Origin of the sequence: Gardnerella sp. KA00127 (assembly GCF_049244125.1) — a bacterium.
GTDB classification, from domain to species: domain Bacteria; phylum Actinomycetota; class Actinomycetes; order Actinomycetales; family Bifidobacteriaceae; genus Bifidobacterium; species Bifidobacterium swidsinskii.
This window is the reverse complement of record NZ_CP058377.1, coordinates 1,177,706-1,199,624: the sequence shown is the minus strand read 5'-3', so window position 1 is coordinate 1,199,624 and position 21,919 is coordinate 1,177,706. Positions and strand designations below refer to the sequence as shown.

Sequence of the window (21,919 nt, the reverse complement as noted above, 5' to 3'; positions counted from 1 at the left end):
GCTAGAACTCAAGAAATCGCTATTATAATGTCTTAACAAGGGTGTTAAAGCAGATGCTGAGTTGGCTTGGTATAATACACCGGAACTGTTTCTGGAGGAGGAAGCTTAATGAAAAAGATAGAAGGTTCACCAAAGAATCTCAAGCAGCTTTTGCAGAATACAAAATATTCAATTCATTACTATCAGCGTGAGTATATGTGGCAGAGAAAGCATATTGAAGAACTGATAGACGATTTAACTTCGGAATTTTTAGAGTATTATCATCGGGGGGACTCTAGACCAGCAGTTGCTGATTATGGAGCGTATTTTATGGGATCCATTGTATTAGCGGGTAGGGAGAATGCTATTATCGATGGTCAGCAAAGATTTTCGTCTTTAACACTATTGCTGATGTATCTTAATAACAGATTAAAGAGCATCGGTCAGAGTTATAACATGATTGAGACCATGATTTTCTCTGAGTCCTTTGGCTCGAAGTCTTTTAATATCAATGTAGATGACCGGCAGGATTGTATGAATGCAATTTTCAACGATACTGACTTTGATACTACTGGTGCTGGTGAGTCCGTAAAAAATCTATATGGTCGTTATCAAGATATTCAGGATGTTTTCCCGGCATGCATTACAGATGATATGTTGCTGCATTTTTGTGATTGGGTTGCGGAGAAAGTATTCTTTATTGAGATTGTAGCAACAACAGAACAGGACGCTCATAAGATATTCGTTACAATGAATGATCGTGGTTTGAGTTTGACATCCACCGAAATGTTGAAGGGCTATTTGCTTTCGGAGATAAAATCTGACTCCATACGAGAAAAAATGAATGGCCTTTGGAAAGAAAAAGTTCTTACTTTGAAGAAGTACGATGACAAAGGCGATGAGATCTTTATTAAGGCATGGTTGAGAGCTCACTATGCAGAAACAATTCGTGAAGCAAAAGCTGGTGCAGTAAATAAGGATTTTGATATCATCGGCGGTTTCTTCCACAAATGGGTACGAGATGAACGTGATAAGCTGGGACTTAATGGTTCCGATGACTTTGAGTTGTTCATAAAGAAATTTGCAAAATTCGCAGAGGTTTATGAGCGTATCCGTCAGGCAGAAACAACGTTCGCTGAAGAAACAAAGTATGTATATTACAATGCGCAAGTTAACTTCACATTACAGCCACAGCTATTATTAGCACCTGTATGTTATGAAGATTCATGGCCAGTTATTATTGAGAAGATTAATCTGGTAGCAAGATTTATTGATGTTTTGATTGTATCCAGAGTAACGAAGTGCAGCTCTGTAAATTACAGCACAATTAAAAACTTTGTTTTCAATGTTACTAAGGATATCCGCATGACAGACATACCTACATTGAAACAGAAATTAGAACAGCAGTATATCAATCTCGCATTTGACCCGGCAGCAGCATTAAGTAATTTAGGACTTAACAGCTTTACTAAGAAATACATTAAGAATATCCTTGCACGTATTACAGGATTTATTGAAGAACATACTGGTGTTGCATCAAACTACTGCAATTACATGAACACTCAAACAAAGAATCCATTTGAGATTGAGCACATTATTACAGACCATTATGAATGGTTTACCGCGGAATATTCTGACCGAGACGATTTCAGACGTTGGAGAAATAGCATCGGTGCGTTATTGCTTCTTCATAAGAGCATCAATGCAAGCTTAAATGATGCAAAGTATGATTACAAATTGAAAAAGTACTGTTCCAATGAAGGAAATATCTATACTGAATCACTTGGTGATCTGGCATATCAGAATAATCCCCAATTTAAGAAGTTCGTTTTAGATAATAATCTTGGCTTCAAATCGTATGCTTCATTTGGTAAGAATGAAATTGCTGAAAGAATAGCAGTACTCATTGACTTGGTAAAACTCGTTTGGAACGATGATATGTTTATGTAATCCAGCGAAAGGAGGCAGGTTTTATGGTTTTTAATACTTTTATAAAATGTCAGGTTTGCGGATGTATTACTAGAGTTCGTTTACAAGTTGGCTGTCAAGAAGAACATCCGATAGAAGTAGCATGCGGTAAATGTGGAACCTCTTTGTCTGGTAGCGTGAAGATAGGGCAAGATCGTCCGGGGTTAAGTTTTTCTTTTGATAATGCTGATGAAGTTCAGGGCGAAAATGCGGATTACATTATTGAGTGTTCTGGTGAATTTCCTACCTTAAAACAAGTAGAAGCAGCTGATTTAGAGAGACTAGTGATTACACCGTTTATTCGATATATGAATTGTATGAAAACGAATGATTCTTATGAGGAATTTGGACAAGATGTGTCTAAGTTGAACGTAACTGCCAAAAAGTGGAAGAACTATAAAAGAATTCTCAATTTAGCAAAAAACAATAGCGAATACTTAACTCAAGAGATTCAAAAGGAGTTTTCTGGTCATTTTTTTCAATGTAGAGATGAATTCGAAACATTGAGAGCTGTCCATATGATTGAGGTATATGGATTTTATTCATCATTAAGAAAAGATATCTATAATGACCTTTCGTTTAGCACTGGAATATTGAAAATGGATTCAGCGCAAATGAAAGACCTGATTGAGTTCCTTAATTCTCATGATGGATTCCACCTTGAAGAATTACAGGAACTGATCTACAAGGTCTACGATGAGTTTATGGTCGTATATCAAAGACTTATACCTGCATTGGCTATACAATACTGTAAAGATAATTCTTTTGATTTTGAATACGAAGGTTCCACAACGAGCAGTTTTGATAGTGTAAAACAGTTTTATCTGGATGTTTATGAGGCATTAGGTAATTTGATGATTATTCCTGTTGCTCTTAACAATATTAAGTATAGGTCTGATATCAATGCTATGAATCCGATTGAGAAAAATGTAAAGTTTTTAGAGGATTATATTAAACTCACAAAAGCATCAAGATATCATTTTTGCTTGGATTCTGAGGACTATACAGGCTTTTTGAAAATCCTCGTGAATGCGAAATTGAGAAATGCTATCGGTCATAATGATGTTGAATACAATTCAGTAGACCAGCTGATAACTTATATTCCTAATCCGAAAGATAGAACAAAAAAGAAAACAGAATATTTGCTTGAATTTGAAAATGAGGCAATGTGTATGTTTCAAGCTATATTGGGAGTCTCTGAATATTTATATCGTCTTAGGGAACTTGAACTTATGTATGACGGAAAAATTCCTATTATGGTTCAGGAAAGAGCAAATTGGCCGAAGAAGATAGGCCGCAATGAATTGTGTCCATGTGGAAGTGGGAAGAAGTATAAGCGTTGTCATGGGCGATGAGAGCATACAGAAATTCATTCATTGTTTATTATAGAGTGATTTATCGAAGAAGGAGGTCTCTTATTTGAAAAAGAAAAAAGATGAAATAACCATTCGTTCCAGTGCGGCAGAATATCTGACCTATGTTGCCTCTGTCGGCGATCAGCAGGACAGTATTGAGATGCGCTATGAGGACGAAAACATATGGCTGACACAGAAGATGATGGCCACGCTGTATGGCGTGGATGTTCGTACAATTAATGAGCATATTAAGAAGATTTATTCCGACTTAGAGCTTGAGGAAGATACAACTATCCGGAATTTCCGGATAGTTCAAACCGAAGGTTCACGTCAGATTACTCGTGATATGAAACATTATAATCTTCAAATGATTATTGCTGTTGGATTCAAGGTGAATAATGAACGAGCAGTGCAGTTTCGTAAATGGGCCAATGGCATCGTAAAGGACTATACCATCAAAGGATGGGTTATGGATGATGAGCGTTTAAAAAACGGTGGTTCCGTGCTCACAACAGAATATTTTGATCGTTTGCTTGAGCAGATTCGTGAGATCCGTTTATCTGAGCGTAGATTCTATCAGAAAATAACGGACATCTATGCTACAGCTCTTGACTATGACCGCACAGCAAAAACGACAAAGCAGTTTTTTGCCAAGGTGCAGAACAAGATGCATTATGCAGTTCACGGACATACGGCAGCAGAGTTAATTTATGAGCGAGCAGATGCAGGCAAGCCGCATATGGGATTAACTACATGGGCAGCAGTACCAGAAGGCAAGATCGTAAAAAGTGATGTGACTGTTGCAAAAAATTATCTTTCTGATCGGGAAATGCGTTCATTAGAGCGTATTGTTTCAGCGTATTTAGATCTGGCAGAGGATCGTGCTGAACGTCACATTCCGATGACAATGGAGGACTGGGCAAAGCGTCTGGATCTATTCCTGATGGCTGATGACAGAGAGGTCCTTCAGGATGCAGGAAAGATTACGGCAGAGATTGCCAAGGCTAAAGCCGAGACTGAATTTGAAAAGTATCGTGTTATTCAGGACAGATTGTTCATGTCTGACTTTGATAAATACATGTTGGAACTGGAAGAAAATGCAAAGAAATAGTTAAAATGTTTCTCTCGTTCAATGCAGGATTTTCAGGTATGATAAGGTCGAGTGTACGGAAACCTGGCTATCAGTTAGGACGAAAAATAGCTGTTGACCTGTTTTTGTAGGAAGAACGGACAAGGTTGAGGCGATGGCGGTTCCTCGCAAGATTTGACTTTTATGTTGGAATCACTATAAATAGTAGAAACAAATAAAAAAGTTGAACTTTTTCCTTGGATGGGTGAGGTTCAGACCGTGATATGGATAGCGGAATGTATCAAGAATTTTCTGCTATAGAATTTGTGGATATGTTTCCACTAACAAACGGAGATATGTTGCTACATTTCGTATTAGTCTGAATAGGTTCCTGATGACTGACATCAATCCGGACCTATCGTGCCACGTCGAGACTGTCGTATTGATGTCAAAGGCTGATTAGGTGGGTGCAAGTTTGCCCTTGTGCAGCAAGGCTTAACGAGAGCTATCGTTAAAAGGTTTAATGCGTGGCGGCTTTAAGCTGGGTTCTCGCAGTCTTTGAGTGCGATTTTGCTGTATGGGGGGAAGATGTCTACGCTCTAGGGTTGAGTGCACAGGATGTTAACGTACTTCGCTTGCATTGAAAGCACACTGTGCTTTCAACTTTGAGCAAGCTCAGCGAATCGAAGGCGTAAAACAAAAATAAGGATTGGAGTTATAGGTTAAAATTGTCCTAAGCCCCCTTTACGTCATATCTCTCATGCTCATTCTTGACAAACCCATACAACAACTTTAATATTTTTAATAAAAATTTAATTTAATTAAAGTTTTATAGGTTGAAGAAAGGGGTGATATGGATCATATTCCAAAATGGATGGCTAATCTCACAGATGAAGATATGTCGTTTATAAAGAACTTTGTATTATCGTCTGGATCGTTAAAAGAAATGTCGCAAATGTATCAAGTCTCTTACCCAACGATGAGAATCAGACTTAACAGGCTCATTGAAAAACTGCGCATAAGCGACAATGAACCAGAAGATCCGTTCGTTCTTTTGGTAAAGAGTCTTGCTATTGACGATAAATACGATGTTGACACAGCTCGAACACTCATAAACGAATATAGAAAAAGGAAGGATGAATCATGAGCTATGCATTATTTGGTCCGATAATTGACATTCTTATCGCACTTGCTATATGTGCTTTAGTGTTCTTTATTGCAAGAAGTCTTATTCGATATGCGCATTCTCTTAAGAAAGACGATAAGTCATCTAAGCAGTCTGCAGAAGATAAAAGAATTGCATTACAGGATTTATAAAACACAAAAATAACAAGTTATCGTGGCAGAAATTGCAAAATTAGCAAAAACTGCCACGATAGCTCCATAAATATGTCTTTATTTAAGAATGGTTCCAAAATGTAAATATTTTTAAATGTTGGTTGTTAGGAACATACAAACTACTAATAGTAAAAGTTTTTTTAAAAAGTTTTCTAAAAGCACTATCGTTAAAAATAGGTACACCTATTTGTGTAGATAAAATCTGCACGTTAGTATGTTGGTAATTTACGAAACGAGAATCACGAGGAGGTGCTTATTATGACTAATCCTTTGCGCGGTATACGAGAAGAAGATATCGTCAAGTATTTTAAAGATCACAATCTTTCAGTTGATAAGACGTATGTATTTACAATGAAATACGACCCTTGGTGGAAAGATTTAATCAAACTATTTTTGTTACCTAAATTATTCTATGTAGCGCAAGGCGTTGATGCGCGTATTGTCGCTGCCACTAATAATGAGTTTATTGTGGTTAATCCGAATGCCATTTTAGGCTCGGGTAATCTAGCTAAATTAGACGATAAGCATCTTCGTCGCATTCCGTGGAATCAACTCACTAATTTTGAAGTTATAAATAAGCCAACAACTCAAATAATTCGCTTTACTGTCAATAGTAAAACCGAAGAATGGAGTGTACCAACGGAAAGTGCTAGCGTATGGCACTTTAATGTGTACAATCTTGATAATTTGAGAAAAACAATACAATCGCACATTAAGTAAGGAGATACGGTCATGTTAAAGGTAAAAAAGATTGTAACATCACTGATTGTGACTGTTTTGTCTTTCGGATTCTTGTCAACAACAATTCCAGCTGCGGAAGCGACTGAAAATAAGTCTACAGCTATTGTACAACAGGATGTTAAGAAAATTGAACAAGAAGTTCGTTTTATTTTTGAAGAAGCTAGCAGTTATAAGAATGGCGTGGTTTCTGTTAAAGATGAGCTCCTTAAGATGAAATATGGAAAAGTAATGGCCGCATACATTGCTGAAGGTATTCGACAAGTATATACAAATGATAACCTGTTGGACGCAATCCGCGCGAATAGCCAAGATAAGGATTTTTGGTCTTGCATGGGCGGCGAACTTATAGGTTTAATTCCTGGGATGGATATTGCTCAACTGCTTTCCAGTGGTGATTTTAAAGCTTATATTGAAGGGCATGCTTGGGATAAGCTTGCTAAATTCCTTGCAAAACAAATCGCTAAATTTGGATTGAAGGTGAATGTTGCAGGTATCGTAGCATCAATCGCAATTGGCGCTGGGAAATGTCTCATTTTTGGATGAAATAGTAATAAATTGTTCACTTTTGTCATAGATTTATGATGCATGTATTGCAATTTTGTATTGCAAAATATGAAAATAATGCTTTGGCTTTATCGCACAATTACTTTGCGACAGAGCCGAAGCATTTTAATCATCATTCTAAACATCTATTGACAAGCAAATTCCAAAACAAGATATCATATATTGTATGAACACTACTTATGCAATTGTTGATAATGACACGTTTGTATTGCGATATATGCAACTTCTTTTAAAAAGTCGTTTGCCTGAAAACTTTGTTTGTGCATGGATGTGTTCTTCTGCAAAACAAGCTATTCATCGTTGCGTTACAGAAAATACTCCTGACGTACTTTTAGTAGATATGTCAATGAGAGAAATGAGTGGTGTTGATGTAATTAAAGCAATTCGCGAGCGCAATAGCAATATTGTTTTAATTGGCATTACTTCCTACATGCTGGATGAATACGTATTGCAAGTTGCTAAGTCGGGTGGTCAAGCGCTAGTGCATAAAGACAATTTAGCAGACGTAGTTGCAGCTATCCAATCGCGCGCAACGAGCTACGGGTGTCCAGAATTGCCACAATATATTGACTATTTTCACACTCCGCAAGAATCATTTAATATGATTTCTCAACTTCCGAAGACTTCAGTTTTGTCTCCTCAAGAATCGGAAATTATGCGCTTGTGTAAACAGGGGTATTCGTCAAAAGAGATTGCAGATCAGCTTAATGTGAAAGTTTCAACAGTCAACACGCATTTACGGCGTATTTATGGAAAACTTCAAGTTAAAAGTCGCATGCAGGCGCTTGCTGTGCTCGCAAAATATTCACATGACATATAACGTGTAAGAAATTAACGTGTAAAAGTAGGTAGTTATGAAATTATTAACGCGTATGATCAATTTTTTGCCGCATGATGCCTGGCAGAAAATTGGAATTGGTGTAATCATAAGTTGTACTTTGATTCTTGAGATTTGTTCCTATAATAATCTTCATTACTACTCTAATTGGCATGCAATTACAGTTGAAATAGTATGGATTGTAATCTGCTTATGCATTGCAATATGGCCACGTAAAGCATCTTTTATTGTACTTATTTGGATGCCGTTGGTAATTATTGCGCCAAATATCAACTACTCATCTATGATGCTTACCATATTGATTTGTTTGGCAATTGCTGTAATTACTCAACCTTGGTACACCGTGCTTTCTTCTTGCGGAGTATCTTCATGGTTCTTTATTATCTGCGATTTTCAAAACGCTTATGTGTTAGCGTGGTGGCTTCTTATCACTCTTATTTCTAGTGCAATCGTAAAATACTATATTTCTACTATTCACCAACAGCAGGAACAGTTATTTGCGCAGCGTTACAACGTTTTTCAAAAATATGCCACTATTGCCGCAATTCGCATGCACGATGAAGTAACTAATGAGCTTTCCAGCATTATGATGATGGCTCAACAATCTATTGAACCTCAAACAACTCATGAGCAAGAGCATGAAAATTCGCGAGAGATTCTTCAACGTGCTACTACAACTGTTCATAGAGCACGTAATATCATTTCTCTTCTTGACAATGCTACAACTGCAAGCACTGGCGATGTTATGCAATCGACTACATGTTATAAAGATTTTTGTACAGGCTTACGCGTTTTATTTGACTGTGAACAAAAGTCATTTGAAAAGCTTGGCTATATTGGTTCCATTGACTTGAGTAGTGATTTAGCTACTGAAGATTCTCAATCAATCCATTTGCCTTTTGAAGAATGTGCTCAAATTGAGTATATTTGCCGAGAACTGCTTGCGAACGTAAAAAAGCATGCTGCAAAGCCTAAAGAATACGCCATGAATGTAATGCTTAATGACCATGAATGTCATATTACGTGTATAAATAGTGCGCAACGAGGTATTCTTGCTAACTTGCAATTAGGATATGGACTGCGTTTTCATAAGATGCTTGCGGAACGCGTTGGTGGAACTTTTAAAGTTATTGAAGATGACGATTCGTGGATTATTAATGTACATGTTCCGCTTCATGCAGAGAAATAGCCATTGCGCAAGATGCTTATTGTGCTTTCTTGCGCTTCAATCGAGTATTTGGACGAACCTTTGTGCAGCAGATGCAAGTAGGTGGTTAATTTGCAATGCAGAATGCTGCTTCGTTGCTATGTTATACCAGTTATCGTGGCAGTTTTTGCTAATTTTGCAATTTTTGCCACGATAACGCGCGATTTAGTAATAATTGTGTGCACAATGGTGCTACTTTGGTATTACGTTGGGTGCTGTAGGTCTGTTATAATAAAGCAAAGCATGAATAACAAATTCATGATTTTGAGCTTAAAGGAAACGACATGACTTCTACAAAAACAGCTAGAACAGGCAGATTAAGTGTAAGAGTTAATCCAGAAATACGGGATAGCGCATCGCAAGTTCTTGAACATTATGGTCTTGATATGAGTTCAGCAGTCAACCTATTTTTATATCAGATTGTAAATACGCAACGTTTCCCATTTTCACTTGAAAGTTCTCCATATGAGCATGCTATTGATGAAGCTATGAAAGAAAAACCAATAGCTGCAGGTACTGTAGACGATTTTGCTGAGCTGATGCGCAATGCCTAAACCGCCATTTTATAGTCCAATCTATCTGCGAGATGTTAAGAAATATAAGCAGAAGCATTACGATATTGAGCAAGTAATCAATATTGTAAGACTTATTTGCAATGGTGCAGATTCTCGCGAACTTGCAACTTATAGAGATCATATTCTTAAAGGCTCATATAAAGGCGTGCATGAATTGCATGTGTCTGCAGATGTTCTACTGTTGTATCAAGTTAAAGAAGATTGCATTATATTTCTACGCTTAGGATCTCACGACGACTTATTCTAGCTAGCAAAATCTACCACGATAACTTGCTTAAAAATATAGTTATACAAAAGGAATCACATTTTCAAGCGTACTTGATGAAATTATAAACTTATTGAACGTTCTTAACTCTAAGCAAAATGACTAAATTTTGTATCCATTGGCGACAAAGCAACAATTTTGGCGACATAAAAATGTCGCTTGGGGCTTAGGACAATTTTTAGACATTTTGTGCAACCATAGCACGATGTTCCATAATTGTCTTTTAATCCCCATTTTAATTCTGTGATTGTTGTAAAAATCAATATAAGTATGAATAGCTTGACGTAATTCTTCTGTACTATCCCAGTTAAGTGGATAATACATTTCTGTTTTCATTTGTCCAAAAAAGCCTTCACAGGCAGCATTATCTCCACTATTTCCTTTTCTTGACATGGAGCGTGTAATACCAAGACCTTCTAATCTCTCAATCCACCTGCCACCTCTATAGTGACCTCCTCTATCTGTATGAATAGCTAAGCTTTTACATTCTGTAATCTTAAGGGTAGTTAAAGCCCCTTCTAACATTTCATCTACAAGACACTGATCTGGGTGGTTTGAAAGAGCGTAAGAGACCACTTTACCATCAAAACAGTCAATCATAGGGCTTAAATAGAGTTTTGACTCTTTTACTGAAAACTCAGTAATGTCTGTAAGCCAAATCTTATTAGGTGAATCTGCATGAAAATTATTGTTAACAATGTTACTACATGCAGGAGTAATTTCTCCTATATAGCTTGAATAGCGTCTTTTACGCCTGGCATATCTAACCTCAATTAACTCTTCTTTCATGAGCCGTCTTACTACTTTTTCAGATACTTTAATACCTTCAGTTCTCAACACTAACCATATTCTAGAAGAGCCATAAGTAAAGAAGTTTTCTTCTGCAATCTCGTGTATGCAACCTCGTATATGTGCGTATTTGTCAGGTTTTTGAAGAGCATTTTTAGCATAGTAATAACTTGAACGTTTTATCTGAAGTGTTTTAATCAGAAGCTCTAACGGTAACACTAAAAGTAGTTAGGCCTATAACACTTTTTGCGGAGTGAGGCTTTCTGATATTAATACGGTTGGGATTATATTAGATTTGTTGGGATTGTATTAAATACAGTTGGGACTTTATTAGCCACGGTTGGGACTCTATTAGAGCGTGGCTAATGCTCGTTTTGTTTTCTAAAACGAGTGTTGTTTAACGAGAAGGGGGGTGAAAACATTGTTAACGCTTAAACCTCAAAGCACGTAGCTTTCAAGGCAAGTGTGGTTTTTACATGTCAAACTGTTATAAAAACGAGATTATTACACTCTTTTTTACACTCATGATACGGGTTTTAAGAAAGAGCGGGTAAATGTTATAAGAATTTTTGGAACAATTAACAAGATTGTGGTTAATGATTAATCAATAAGACACTACTAATAAACAGTTAAAGCCTGATTAGCTATAGGGCGATGAGATACGTCAATAGGATCCTCATGGTTTTTTCATGACTCCTATGAAGTACCTCTATTCTACTATGGCTGTTTTTCAGGTATTAGAGTCGGTACTTCATAAAGTATCGGCTCTTTTTTGTATGTGTCTTCACCCTACCGCTGCAGGCGGGAAGGGTGAGCATGAGGACTCGTAAAACTAATAGCAACGATCGAGCAACATATAAGTATACAAGTTGTGTTCGTAATGAAGATGGTAGTTATAGTGAAGAAACTATCGAGATTAAACCAGGCGAAAATGGTGTAACCGTTGCGGATATTAAGATGCTTCACTCAATGGATGACAGTGAGGTTTACTACAACAATAAGAACCTGCGTCCAACTAGAACTGCTGAAGAAAAAGCTGAGATTAAGGCGTGGAAAGAAGAATATATCCAGCATTTTAATCTTAAGCATGGTTATGAGCCTAACAAGGATGATGTGGAGTATGCTACTGAAGAGCATTTTCCACGTAACTATAATCTTTCACTTGACTTTGATGCACGTCGAGAGTGTCGTATTGATGTCAAAAGCTGATTAGGTGGGTGCAAGTTTGCCCTTGTGTAGCAGGGCTTAGCGAGGGCTATCGTTAAAAGGTTTAATGCGAAGCGGCTTTAAGCTGGGTTCTCGCGGTTTTTGAGTGCGATTTTGCTGTATGAGGGAAGATATCAACGCTCTAGGGTCGAGTGCAATAAGTTCAATGATTGTTGCTTGTGCACAGTGTGATATACAAATGTATCAATCACTTGGATTTTCAATTCAGATTGGGAACTTGTTTGCATTTGAACCATAAGTCACAGTCATTAGATAAAAAATAAAGGAGTAAACTATGGAACATAATTGCGGATTTATTAACGATAAAAAAGCATTTAGATATAGAGCAGCAGCCATCATAGTAGAAGAAGGTTGTGTGCTATTTGCAGGAAATGATGAGGACGACTATTACTACTCAGTTGGCGGAGCGGTTCACATGGGCGAGACATCAGAAGAAGCCGTTAAGAGAGAAGTATTTGAAGAGACAGGTCTTAATTATGAAGTAGATCACCTTGCTGTCATACACGAGAACTTATTCATCGGCAGCTCTGGCTTGAAAGGAGTAGACTTCCATGAGCTGACATTCTACTACATGATGAAGCCCATGGGCAAAAGAGATTTTACGAGCCAAAGCACTACAGAGTCAGATGCTAAAGAGACAATGCATTGGTTACCTATAGATGAGCTTGATAAGTTCAAGGCTTACCCGACATTTATGAAAGAATATCTTAAATCGGAGCATAGTGGAATAGAGCATATAATTTCAGATGAAAGATATTAATGAATTCCGCTATTATGGCAAGAGATCGTTACATAAACATTAGTTCTAGTTTCTTAACTCTTGTATGCAATGAAACTTTTCCTTTTATACTCTGAAACTGTTGCTTTCTATGTTATATATCTCAGCATGCTCTTGACAACAAACTTATGTTTCTGTTGCCTTATTCCGTACGTTTGTTGTTGGAGATTGGCATGAATGAGAGCAGAGCAATGAGGTGGATATCGGTCTTCGGCGCGTTGTGTTGTATGGCTCGTGCACCTTGGATTTTGTACATTCTCTGTTAGTTTTGTATAAATTTCTTTTGAAACAGCTATTTTCACATAATTATGTGCGCGTGTGCTAAGAAAATGCCATGTTACGATTCGTAACGCTTGTGTTCTAGTTAGTTCCTTTTCTATTCATATGTTGCTCGTTAGCATGTAATTACGCAGTGCGGTTATTAATTGCATTACGAGCAAAACAAATAATCGTTAAGAACGAAAGCTCATAGCCAATGAAAGGAGTTATACGATGTTGTTGGGAGAAAAAATCAGAAATGCGCGCGTGGAAGCGGGTTTAACTCAGGAAGAACTTGCTGAAATGATTATGGTTTCGCGTGCTGCGGTAGCGAAGTGGGAAGGTGGTCGCGGTCTGCCGGATGTTGCAAATTTGAAGGTGATTGCGGATGCGCTGGGTGTTACTGTCGACCATTTGTTGGATAAAGACAATGCTATTGATTTGTCAATCATTAAGAAGCCTATTGATTTAGCGAAGTATGGTCTTAATGAAAAATTGAGTGTTCGTAAGAAAATCAAGATGAAGGAACAAATTATTCGTGATGAATATGCAGACGCTGAAATTATTATGCTCACGGTGACGAAGTTTATTCCAAATTCGTCTGAAAAGTTTATGGATAATTTTATCGGGTGTATTACTACTTTGTTCGGTGATATTCCTTTGTTTGATACGTTTGCATTCGGTAAAGCGGTAGAGAGTATTGGCAGTGAACAGTATTACTTGGTGAATAAAAAAGAAAAGCAATTTTTTGTGCTGATAACGGATGAGTATATTATTAGCAGAATGATGCGAGTAAAGTTCACTGATAAGAAGATGTGTGTTGGGGATAAGGAATTTACGCAAGTTGGTAAGTTGCGTGATAAGTAAGAACCGGGAACCGGTAGTTGGTTGGGAATTGGTCAGAAGAATGTGTTTTTCAGTTTTGATTTCCGCATTCTTCTGATTTTTAGTTTCCGGGTTTTGTACATGCTTTTAGTGTTTTACATGACAGTTGATCATAAGAAATGAAATTCGATTTTTGCACACATATAAAAATGCATATTCTTTGCATCTGGCTAGTCTACTGAAATTATTTGACCTGTGCGTCAAAAAAGTTCATTGGCACCAAGTCATGATTTTGACTATATAAAACGTTACATTGGGCTTTTAGAAAGATATGTCACATATTGTCGAATTTCCATTATTTGTTGTTGATAATATTTTCAATGTTTCTGCCTGTATAAAAGATACGAACAATCGTCACGCTACATTTATCTTCATCTAAGAGGTAAAAAGCTGTGTAGCTATCTATGGGAACCCTGTGTATTTCCATAGAACACCAAGGCTCCCAGCCAACAATCTAGTATTGCATGGGCATGGTGTTAGTAGAATGGATATCATGCCTGAAATCAGGCTATAAAGTCAATTCTAAACCTTTAACGATAGCTTTTTTAATAATCGTTAACATAATAATGATAGTTATTAGGAATAGTTATTCCAGTAGTGCGTCAATATTTCGTTTTGAATATAGAAGTCTGCGCACTTCCATAGTGTCGTCGATGACAACGTAAAAAACAGAAAAGTTGCGTACGCTAATCCTGTAGTAGGGGTGTTCTCGTGTTGTTGATGATTGGTAAGGAGCAAATAAGAGGGGCGATTCAAGCCGTTTATCGATTGCTGATTCTATATCGTCAACAAGTCTGTGAGCAGCTTTTGGGTTTTGCAGTGTATTGGTTATATAGTCAACTGTTTCTAATAAATCTTCTTTGAATAGTGGTAGAAAGGTTAATTTATACGTGTTCTTGCTCATTAATCCTTCTCCTTACGTTATCAAAGACGTCAGCTTTAGAAAGACGCGTAGAAGTGTTTGCGGCAAAAGTATCTGCTTCATCGAGTTTTCTTTCAATGTCGTCAGTGAGGGCAGAGTATTGTTTGATGCTCATGAGAACCATAGTCCCATAACCATTTTTTGTAAGGAATACTGGTGTATTTGAATTTATAACTGTTTCTTCTACTTCTGGGAATTTATTTCTTAAATCGGAAACTGGACGAATATTAATCATAGTATCAACCTCCTTTTATCAAAAAAGTATCATAATATTATCAAGATTACAATAGTTAGCGCGCTATCGAATTTTTATTCCGACGTTTGGCGAGATATTAGTACGATGATTGGCTTTGTTTAGAAATGTGGTTGTAAAGACTAAATGTTAAAAGGTTTAGCGCACGGTAGATTTAAGATTGCTTCTCGAGATTCTAAATGTGATTTTGCTATTTTGCTGTCGAGTAGTTGTGCGATTTAGTTGCTTATGTTTTGGGGAACAAAATGGTATAAAAATTGTAAAAAAGTTCCCTACATTATTTGATTTCTCACAGTAAAGGCTTGCTGGTTATTCCAAAAAATAAGGTTTCTGAGTTTAAGAAGTTGTTTGTTGAGTATTATGAAGGTGAAGATTTGCAGGTGATTGCTTCGTTTATGAGGGAATATTGTTGGAAGCATTAAACGTGCATGATGATATTGATTCTTCTGGTTCTTCTGTTTCGTGAACCTTGCTGTTTATGAAGAGTATAGTTTGCTAGTAAATGAAGAGATTAGCGTTGATAATCTAGACAAATTAGTACGAAAAAGTAATATATTTATTAAGATTATTACAGTAATCAGAGTGAATGGTAGATCTTGTTTACTTAATAGTCTGTTTTATGATCATTTGATACAGAGTCGTGTTAACGAAAAGGAGGCTAGTAGTGTTATGAGAAGTAAAACTATTTTTTGTAAAAACATTTTTCAAAGTTGTCTTGTTATACTTCTGCTACTAGGCACTCTCTTTTTTCTTGCTGGATGCGCTGACGATGATGAGAAGGCGGAGCTTGCGTCGTATCATTGGGAGACGGTGGCGGTGTCTAGGGAAGAGTTTCGTATACCAGAAAACTATATGAATAAGGATGAGTTGTATCTCTTTGTGTCGCGGGATATTCTGGATTCTCATTATGATTTGTCTAAAGTTACTCTTGGAGATAAGCGTATTAAGTTAGTTGACTCATCGTTCAATTTACCTGGTCCAGGACTTAAAGCTTTATTTTTAGTTGGAAAATTTGATTTAAAAGACAAGCCAGGCTCTTGTAAGTCAAGCTCTTGTGTTCTTAAAGTACCAGGGCTTAATAAAGCAGGTAATGTTGCTATAGGTTATAAGAAGAAATAGTAATATTTTGCACATGTTAAACAAATGTTTTGTGATTGCTTATATTTGAGTTTTTTGCGGAATGCTAATATAATTTTCCACGTAAAGCACATTTAAGTTTATGAGGTGTTGCGCTATGACTGCCCAAATGATCGCTAGTCTTAAGAACGGTTTGAAAGGCATATAAAAGCACATAAAACAGCTTAAGATACATATTCTTTAGCAGTATTAAACACGCATTGCACATGGTGTTTTGTTTCATTATGTTTGCGCATGCGCGTTGGTTTTTGTACGTTTTTTTTTGCATGTTTTTGCGCGTTCTTATCGTTCTTGTAAGCAAGCGTTATCTCTTTATCTAATTAATTTTCATTGTTGAAATTTATTCAATAACAGTAAAAATTAAGCTTTAATAACACGTAAGAACGAAGTAATAATAATGAATAATAATATAGAAAACGCAACTGATAGTCGCGATAACAATAATAAGCAGTCAGCTAGCAACTTAATATTGCGTATTGATAATATAACAAGATCTTATTCTCGTGGATTTGGTCGTAAGAAGACAACTCGCCAAGTTTTACATAACGTATCTTTTGATATTCATTCTGGTGAAATATTTTGCTTGCTTGGCCCTAATGGTGCAGGTAAAACAACTACCGTAAAAATTGTTGGTACGTTGTTAGCTCCTGATAGTGGTAGTGTTCGTATTGCCAATATTGATGCTGTGAGTAATCCTCGAGAAGCGCGTAAGCATGTGTCGTTACTTCTTGGAGGTGAGCGAGGATTTTATCAAAAGTTAAGTGCATTAGATAATCTTCGTTATTTTGCGGATCTTTCTGCTGTTCCATATAGGGAGCAAGGAAAGTGTATTCACGATGCTCTTGAGCAAGTTGATTTACTTGATAAAGCTCATGATGCTGTTCAAACTTTTTCAAGGGGAATGTGGCAGCGGTTGCATATTGCTCGATCGCTGGTTGCTAGAACGGATCTTATGCTTTTAGATGAGCCTACCACTGGTTTGGATCCTGAAAATGCTAGGAAAGTACGTGAAATTATTCATGCTTTACGAGATCAAGGAATAGCGATTTTGTTAACTACGCATGAGATGAGTGAGGCTGAGAAATTAGCTGATACTGTTGCTGTAATAAATCACGGTAATATTATTGCTCAGGGAAGTGTTCAGCAGTTGGCTTCTTTGCAGCATATTGATCATGTAACAATGTACGCGTATGAAGGTGAAACATCAAGTGGAACTCCTAGTGTTAAGGAAGAATTGCAAAAACTTGATGGAGTGTTGTGGTGTGATGTTTTTGAATCGCATGGAGTGTTAAATATTACTATCGCGTGGAGCAAAGCATTATCTCAAGAACGAAATGTTAAAATTCCTGTTGATGGGATTACACGTTTAGGTGATCGCGCTGCAAGTTTGGAAGAAACGTATCTTGCTATTGTGCAAAATGATAATATTTCTGCATCAAATACTTCTACTTCTTCTGCTGCTACGTCGTCTTCTTCGTCTTCTTCACTTTCATTGAGTAAGTAGGAGGCTTAATATGAATACTTCTACTCGTTCATGCGCTTCTGTGATTCGTGGCATGTGGTTTCAGCTTAAAAGCTTAGCGAAAACAACGTTTTTCTTGCAAAATGCGATACTTGCTCCAGTATGTTTTGCGTTGATGAAAATTGTTGCATACTATGGTTTTTCTCATAATTGTGCCAACTTCCTTAATAATATTTGGGTTGATTCTTCTATAGCTGGATTATGGTCTGCTACAACTACTGCTGTTGGAATTATTGGATACCAGCGTTATTTAGGAACATTACAATATTTAACTTTAAGTGTTATCTCACCTTCTGAAGTGTTTCTTCCTATTGTAGGATCCGCAGCTTTACTTGGGTGCATTGGTATGCCGCTTGCGATTATTACCGTTGCTGTTTTCTGCCATGGTTTCTTTATGATAACATTCACGCAGTTAGTTGGATACTTACTTTCTATGCTTGCTTGCGTAGCTTCTGCTGCATTATTATCTGGAATTTTTGTATTATGCCGTAAAGCTACAGTTTATGAAGGTTTGATTTTAATTCCTGTATGGATGCTTTGTGGAATAGTGATACCTGTAGAATCAATGCCATTGCCTGCTCGCATTATTGCGTTTATTCATCCGCTCACGTCTGCAGTGTGGGTGGTTCATGCGCAATCGTTTAATACTACTACTGTGTTAGCAATTGTGTTATGCGTTGTATTATCCAGCGTTCTGCTTGTTATTGCAGGTTTTATGTTACGTCATGCTATTCGACTTGCAACGCTTAATGGAAGTTTGAACATAATATGATACGAAATAATAATCAGGTTGAAACTATGCAAAATAAAATTATTAAAAATAGTAAGTACGCTGAATTGCATCAATATAATCAATATTCTCAGTATGGTCACGTGAGCGTGTTATCTAGTATACGAACTGGCGCAAGAGTGAGTATACAGAGTATACCTAGCTTAAATAGTTGGAATACTGCTGTTATTCGTATGATTATTGAGCCTCTTTTATCCACGTTCTTATACGTTTTTCTAGCTGGGGCTGTAAGTGGAGGATTCAATGGAGCAGCTAGTGCTGCAACTAGCGCTGGTTTTAATCATAGTTTGATTGCTTCAACTCTTGCTGCTGTGATGTGTGCATGTTCTATTTCCACAAGTATGACTGTGTCAGAAGCACTAGCATGGGATCGTTTTGAAGGAACAACACCATTCGTGCTTACAAGCGCGAAAGTTGCATTACCATTATGGTTCGGCCGTATTGTTGCGCTCGTGACTATTTCTTTAGTGAGTGATGCTGTGACTTTGTTTATAACAATGCTTGTAGTAAGCCCGAGTGCTTTCTTGATGATTAATATGAGTGCGTTGATGCTGTTGTTCCTTATTGTTCCTGTTGCTTCTACGGGATTTGGTATTGCTGTAGCTGCTATAAGCATGATGATGAATGATGTTTATACTATTTCTAACGCGCTTAGTGCAATACTTCCTATTGTTTGTGGTGTGATTGCTCCAATTAGCGTATTTCCTAAGATGATGCAATACGTGTTATATGCGATTCCAGTAACTCATGTTACTCAAGCATCTCGTAGTATAGTTGATGGTTCTGTAAATGTTGGCGTATCGCTACTTGTGATTCTTGTTGTTGGCATGTTATGGGCAATTGTTGGCGTGATTATATGGAATGTTGGTGTGGCGGTTCAACAGCGTAAAGGTACTTTAACAAATATAGGGTTTTAGGTAATAAATATGGGATTTAGTTAATTATATAAAGATTAAATTCGCGTATGGAGAGTGGGTGTAATGCTAGTGGCATGTTGATTATTGCGTAAGATTGTTCAGCAAGCTATTAAGCAGGTCTTAAACCTTTTTGCGATATTTCCTATCGTTTAAAAGTGCACCCACTTTTTGTTTGTATATTTGGCTGTATCATACATTATTTTTCTAGTAGAAGCTGTGCTTTATGGAAAAGAAAAATTTTATGGATTTGAAAAGCTCGCACTAATTGAAAGAAAAAATAAAAAAATTTTTCTTTAATAAAGCTTGTATGTGTGGTTTTTTTAAACAGTAATACTATTAAAGCTAAACAGACTATTATGGACTCTAATTTTAATAGAATTGTATTCTTATTAGAATCACATATTAAGAATAAGGAGAACTTATGAAATTAATTAGACCAGATAGTAAATATATCCAAGGTTATATAGAAGCAAATGAAGAAGATGAAATTTTTAGGCCGAATGCAGAAAGACGTTTTATAAACCCCGAAACAATTATAGAGAGTTCTTATAATATTGAACATGGTATAAATTTGCCTGAAAATTATGTTAGAGCTACTACGTTTTGGCTGATAGATAATGAAAAATTTATTGGTGAAATTAATATTAGGCATGAATTAAATTCTTTTTTAATTAACTATGGTGGTCACATAGGATACGAAATTAGACAATCTGAATGCATGAAGGGCTATGGAACAAAAATGCTTTCTATGGCACTTACATATTGTAAAGAGACTTTGAATCTGCATAAGGTTTTGATTACGTGTGATGATGACAATATCGGATCGATAAAAGTTATAGAAAATAATGGTGGAATTTTAGAAAACAAAGTGAAAAATAACTTATCAAGAGGAAACGTTACAACAAGAAGGTATTGGATTAATATATAGGAAAAATATTAAAAACAGCGAATGTGAATGTGAGAATACAAGAAAATATTAAGCAGCAGGCAGATCGAATTTTGGAAACGATTGGAGTCCCTAGAGCTATGGCTATTGACATGTTTTATCGTCAAATCATTCTTAATAATGGTATTCTGTTTTCGCTTACTATTCCAAAGTCTCTTACAGCACAAGATGCTATGGATGAGAAAACGTTTAATGCGTTGATGGTTAAAGGATATGATCAGGCGGTTCGTGGTGATAGCTATCTGATAGATGATGTTTTTTGAAGAGCTTGAATGCTGATTGGCAGTCGTGATGTGAGATTGGTTTTAGAAAATTAAACCTTTTTGTGATTGCTCGCTTCTATCGTTAAAAAGTGCACCCACCCTGTGAAGGTTGGTTCATCAAGATCTGAATTTAATCGAATGATTGATGAGTGTGAGAAAGGTAATCTTGATATTATTCTTACTAAAAGTGTGAGTCGTTTTGGTCGTGATACGAAAGAAGGCTTAGAGGCTATTAGAAAGATTCGATCATGTGGTACAAGGATTATCTTTGAGACCGATAAGATTGATACGGAAACTGTCGATGATGAACTTTTAATCAGTGTGGTTCAAGCGTGCTGTCAGGCTGAAAATGATTGGCGTAGCGAGAATATTGTTTGGGGATTAAGGCGTAGAGCAGAAGATGGCACGTCGGGTCTTTATAGTAGGGCTTGTTATGGTTATAAGAAAGATAAGCATGGCATGCTGAATGCAGGCATTATTTCTAAAGAGAAGTTTGAAGCCGTTGAGCTTGAGATGGCGGTTCGTAGTAATGTGGAAGTTGGAGAGGACGGAACGGTCAAACGCAAGTCTAAGAAATATAGTTCGAAAAGATGAAGATCATAGGAGAATGTATATGAAAGATAAATTTTCTAAATCAAATATTAACACCGTTTCAGGGAATGTTTTTAATGGACCCACTAATATTGTTTCCGGAAACAATACAGATTTTAATGGGAATTCATCGGGAAAAACTGCGACATATACGCCTGAACCTGTTTGGAGAAGCCCTATAACAATGGCAATTCTATCATGGATGGGAATCTTTATTTCCCTGATAGGAATTTTCCCGTTTTATAAACTATTTGAACCTTTAATTAATTTATTTACCAATAAAAGTATTCAAATAAATGCAAACAATAATATTATATATTGGGGAATCTTAGCTATAGTAATAATTATACTTTTGGCAATTATTGTATGGTTAAGAGATATTACTAAAAGAGAAACTAGGCATCCGTTATTCTTTAATTATGCAATTAGTGGTCTTGGAAGAAAACTTACGATAGAAAAAATTCATATTGAAAAATGCCCTATATGTGGTGGCACAATGAAATATTTCAATAAGGCTGTAGAATGGAGAGATACAACATATCCTAATGGAAAAACAAAACGTGAGGTTACAAAAAAAGTGCCTGCTTTGCAATGTAAGCGAAACCCAGATCATTTCTGTGAAGTTGATCCAGCTGCAGATAAAATAAATTAGGTTTAATGAAAATAAGTATACTGTTATTGTAAAGTTGCAACTCTATGCAAATTAAAAAATTGCAGATGATGCTGGACAAATATTTCGAGC

The 21,919-nt window shown here is 36.6% G+C and carries 26 protein-coding genes; 23 read left to right on the top strand and 3 right to left on the bottom strand.

Features of this window, described 5'->3' with window-relative positions; all coding sequences use genetic code 11:
* The first annotated feature begins 108 nt into the window (after nt 1-108).
* The 11 genes from HXT48_RS04685 to HXT48_RS04635 all read left to right on the top strand — a co-directional run bounded on the left by HXT48_RS04685 (nt 109) and on the right by HXT48_RS04635 (nt 9,881).
* The gene (locus HXT48_RS04685; protein ID WP_415685208.1) at nt 109-1,929 is read left to right on the top strand and encodes a DUF262 domain-containing protein; all 1,821 of its coding nucleotides are present in this window, start codon (nt 109-111) and stop codon (nt 1,927-1,929) included.
* A gap of 23 nt (nt 1,930-1,952) precedes the next feature.
* Nucleotides 1,953-3,302, top strand: coding sequence for an SEC-C metal-binding domain-containing protein (locus tag HXT48_RS04680; protein WP_415690067.1), 1,350 nt, complete (start codon nt 1,953-1,955; stop codon nt 3,300-3,302).
* 64 nt (nt 3,303-3,366) lie between these two features.
* Nucleotides 3,367-4,413 (top strand): virulence RhuM family protein, encoded by a 1,047-nt coding sequence (locus tag HXT48_RS04675; RefSeq protein WP_116994848.1) that lies wholly within the window; start codon nt 3,367-3,369, stop codon nt 4,411-4,413.
* An 811-nt stretch (nt 4,414-5,224) separates the two neighbouring features.
* Nucleotides 5,225-5,518: a DUF2089 family protein gene (locus HXT48_RS04670; RefSeq protein WP_004110367.1), complete on the top strand. Its 294-nt coding sequence runs from the start codon at nt 5,225-5,227 to the stop codon at nt 5,516-5,518.
* The gene (locus HXT48_RS04665; RefSeq protein WP_004110365.1) at nt 5,515-5,688 is read left to right on the top strand and encodes a hypothetical protein; all 174 of its coding nucleotides are present in this window, start codon (nt 5,515-5,517) and stop codon (nt 5,686-5,688) included. The genes HXT48_RS04670 and HXT48_RS04665 overlap by 4 nt, the downstream gene beginning before the upstream one ends.
* Before the next feature lie 279 nt (nt 5,689-5,967).
* Nucleotides 5,968-6,429, top strand: a complete 462-nt coding sequence (locus tag HXT48_RS04660; protein WP_004110362.1) for a hypothetical protein — start codon at nt 5,968-5,970, stop codon at nt 6,427-6,429.
* 12 nt (nt 6,430-6,441) lie between these two features.
* Entirely contained in the window at nt 6,442-6,993 is a 552-nt protein-coding gene (locus HXT48_RS04655) for a hypothetical protein (protein ID WP_076002703.1), read from the top strand.
* Nucleotides 6,994-7,180: 187 nt separating this feature from the next.
* A complete protein-coding gene (locus HXT48_RS04650) occupies nt 7,181-7,834 on the top strand; it encodes a response regulator transcription factor (RefSeq protein ID WP_004110353.1) in 654 nt (217 codons plus the stop codon).
* Nucleotides 7,835-7,868: 34 nt separating this feature from the next.
* Nucleotides 7,869-9,041: an exodeoxyribonuclease V gene (locus HXT48_RS04645; RefSeq protein WP_102703430.1), complete on the top strand. Its 1,173-nt coding sequence runs from the start codon at nt 7,869-7,871 to the stop codon at nt 9,039-9,041.
* A gap of 302 nt (nt 9,042-9,343) precedes the next feature.
* Complete coding sequence (locus tag HXT48_RS04640; RefSeq protein WP_004110348.1) at nt 9,344-9,613, top strand: type II toxin-antitoxin system RelB/DinJ family antitoxin; 270 nt, start codon at nt 9,344-9,346, stop codon at nt 9,611-9,613.
* On the top strand, nt 9,606-9,881 hold the full coding sequence (locus HXT48_RS04635) for a type II toxin-antitoxin system YafQ family toxin (RefSeq protein WP_012913985.1): 276 nt from the start codon (nt 9,606-9,608) through the stop codon (nt 9,879-9,881). Before HXT48_RS04640 ends, HXT48_RS04635 begins: the two co-directional genes overlap by 8 nt.
* Before the next feature lie 120 nt (nt 9,882-10,001).
* Here the strand turns inward: HXT48_RS04635 and HXT48_RS04630 are convergent, their stop codons facing one another.
* Nucleotides 10,002-10,907 (bottom strand): IS3 family transposase, encoded by a 906-nt coding sequence (locus HXT48_RS04630; RefSeq protein WP_415690066.1) that lies wholly within the window; start codon nt 10,905-10,907, stop codon nt 10,002-10,004.
* Nucleotides 10,908-11,504: 597 nt separating this feature from the next.
* Between HXT48_RS04630 and HXT48_RS04625 the strand changes: the two genes are divergently transcribed.
* The 3 genes from HXT48_RS04625 to HXT48_RS04615 all read left to right on the top strand — a co-directional run bounded on the left by HXT48_RS04625 (nt 11,505) and on the right by HXT48_RS04615 (nt 13,818).
* Nucleotides 11,505-11,897, top strand: coding sequence for a hypothetical protein (locus HXT48_RS04625; protein ID WP_231130970.1), 393 nt, complete (start codon nt 11,505-11,507; stop codon nt 11,895-11,897).
* Between the two features lie 292 nt (nt 11,898-12,189).
* A complete protein-coding gene (locus tag HXT48_RS04620; protein WP_076002746.1) occupies nt 12,190-12,675 on the top strand; it encodes an NUDIX hydrolase in 486 nt (161 codons plus the stop codon).
* A 510-nt stretch (nt 12,676-13,185) separates the two neighbouring features.
* On the top strand, nt 13,186-13,818 hold the full coding sequence (locus HXT48_RS04615; protein WP_012913988.1) for a helix-turn-helix domain-containing protein: 633 nt from the start codon (nt 13,186-13,188) through the stop codon (nt 13,816-13,818).
* A 604-nt stretch (nt 13,819-14,422) separates the two neighbouring features.
* Here HXT48_RS04615 and HXT48_RS04610 read toward each other — a convergent pair.
* Together HXT48_RS04610 and HXT48_RS04605 are read right to left on the bottom strand one after the other, a co-directional pair.
* Nucleotides 14,423-14,740, bottom strand: a complete 318-nt coding sequence (locus tag HXT48_RS04610; RefSeq protein ID WP_016635624.1) for a type II toxin-antitoxin system RelE/ParE family toxin — start codon at nt 14,738-14,740, stop codon at nt 14,423-14,425.
* Nucleotides 14,721-14,993: a type II toxin-antitoxin system Phd/YefM family antitoxin gene (locus HXT48_RS04605; RefSeq protein WP_101885967.1), complete on the bottom strand. Its 273-nt coding sequence runs from the start codon at nt 14,991-14,993 to the stop codon at nt 14,721-14,723. Before HXT48_RS04605 ends, HXT48_RS04610 begins: the two co-directional genes overlap by 20 nt.
* 299 nt (nt 14,994-15,292) lie before the next feature.
* On the opposite strand from HXT48_RS04605, the gene HXT48_RS04600 reads away from it, so the two are divergent.
* The 9 genes from HXT48_RS04600 (at nt 15,293) to HXT48_RS04560 (ending at nt 21,829) form a co-directional block, all read left to right on the top strand.
* Nucleotides 15,293-15,433, top strand: a complete 141-nt coding sequence (locus HXT48_RS04600) for a hypothetical protein (RefSeq protein WP_421789331.1) — start codon at nt 15,293-15,295, stop codon at nt 15,431-15,433.
* Nucleotides 15,434-15,680: 247 nt separating this feature from the next.
* Nucleotides 15,681-16,130 (top strand): hypothetical protein, encoded by a 450-nt coding sequence (locus HXT48_RS04595; protein WP_421792996.1) that lies wholly within the window; start codon nt 15,681-15,683, stop codon nt 16,128-16,130.
* A gap of 415 nt (nt 16,131-16,545) precedes the next feature.
* Nucleotides 16,546-17,652 carry an ABC transporter ATP-binding protein gene (locus HXT48_RS04590; protein ID WP_076002750.1) on the top strand — a complete coding sequence of 369 codons (1,107 nt, stop codon included), beginning with the start codon at nt 16,546-16,548 and terminating at the stop codon, nt 17,650-17,652.
* Between the two features lie 10 nt (nt 17,653-17,662).
* Complete coding sequence (locus HXT48_RS04585; protein ID WP_004110937.1) at nt 17,663-18,442, top strand: hypothetical protein; 780 nt, start codon at nt 17,663-17,665, stop codon at nt 18,440-18,442.
* Nucleotides 18,439-19,377: an ABC transporter permease gene (locus tag HXT48_RS04580; RefSeq protein WP_076002751.1), complete on the top strand. Its 939-nt coding sequence runs from the start codon at nt 18,439-18,441 to the stop codon at nt 19,375-19,377. The genes HXT48_RS04585 and HXT48_RS04580 overlap by 4 nt, the downstream gene beginning before the upstream one ends.
* 421 nt (nt 19,378-19,798) lie before the next feature.
* A complete protein-coding gene (locus tag HXT48_RS04575; RefSeq protein WP_004110930.1) occupies nt 19,799-20,305 on the top strand; it encodes a GNAT family N-acetyltransferase in 507 nt (168 codons plus the stop codon).
* A gap of 5 nt (nt 20,306-20,310) precedes the next feature.
* Entirely contained in the window at nt 20,311-20,586 is a 276-nt protein-coding gene (locus HXT48_RS04570) for a type II toxin-antitoxin system RelB/DinJ family antitoxin (protein ID WP_076002752.1), read from the top strand.
* A gap of 102 nt (nt 20,587-20,688) precedes the next feature.
* A complete protein-coding gene (locus HXT48_RS04565) occupies nt 20,689-21,180 on the top strand; it encodes a recombinase family protein (RefSeq protein WP_012913996.1) in 492 nt (163 codons plus the stop codon).
* A 19-nt stretch (nt 21,181-21,199) separates the two neighbouring features.
* Nucleotides 21,200-21,829 (top strand): hypothetical protein, encoded by a 630-nt coding sequence (locus tag HXT48_RS04560; RefSeq protein WP_012913997.1) that lies wholly within the window; start codon nt 21,200-21,202, stop codon nt 21,827-21,829.
* The last annotated feature ends 90 nt before the right edge of the window (nt 21,830-21,919 follow it).